At 59.7% G+C, this 505-nt stretch carries 1 protein-coding gene; it reads left to right on the top strand.

From position 1 onward, the window contains the following. The coding region (locus KP708_RS15630) for a hypothetical protein (protein ID WP_215757278.1) at positions 1–493 on the top strand (493 nt) is incomplete at its 5' end. Positions 494–505: the final 12 nt, after the last annotated feature.

The following is a 505-nucleotide window of genomic DNA, read 5'->3' as shown; positions in this document are numbered from 1 at the left end:
GCGTTTAACTGCCCTGCCTGTGCGGGAGGCCTTGGCAGAGGTGTCCAGTGCTGCGCTGGCGGTTGAGGAGCGAAGCCAAGCGCTACAGGAGCCGGAAGTAGCGATTGAGAAGGCAAAAGCTGAGGCGATTGCAGCACTTCGAGAGGACTTTGACACTATCAAGCGGGCATGGGTGCGCAATGAGGCGACCTATAACGTCAGCACGTCAGGGGACTGGCGCTGGTGGTTAGCTGAGGGCCTGACAGTTGCCCGGAAGAACCGGCTGCAAGCCTGCGTTCAGAGTGTCGGGGAAAGGGTAGGCTTCATGGCGCAGCAGTTTGAGGAAATGGTKAATGGGGTTCTGCAATACATTTCCCCGTCCGCCCGATCTGAGTTCGAGGCCGAATGGTCAGAGGCTGTTGAGCGTGGCTATGCGCCAGAATGGAACGGTGTAGGAGACGGGCCGGGTGAGGCGTCCGGCGCATCATCCAACGGCCCCTCGCTCGGTATGTGACAGGTCACGAAA

It is taken from the genome of Gluconobacter sp. P5H9_a (assembly GCF_018812085.1).
Classification (GTDB): Bacteria; Pseudomonadota; Alphaproteobacteria; order Acetobacterales; family Acetobacteraceae; genus Gluconobacter.
Note: the sequence above shows the minus strand (reverse complement) of the source record. Positions and strands in the feature narration are given on the sequence as shown.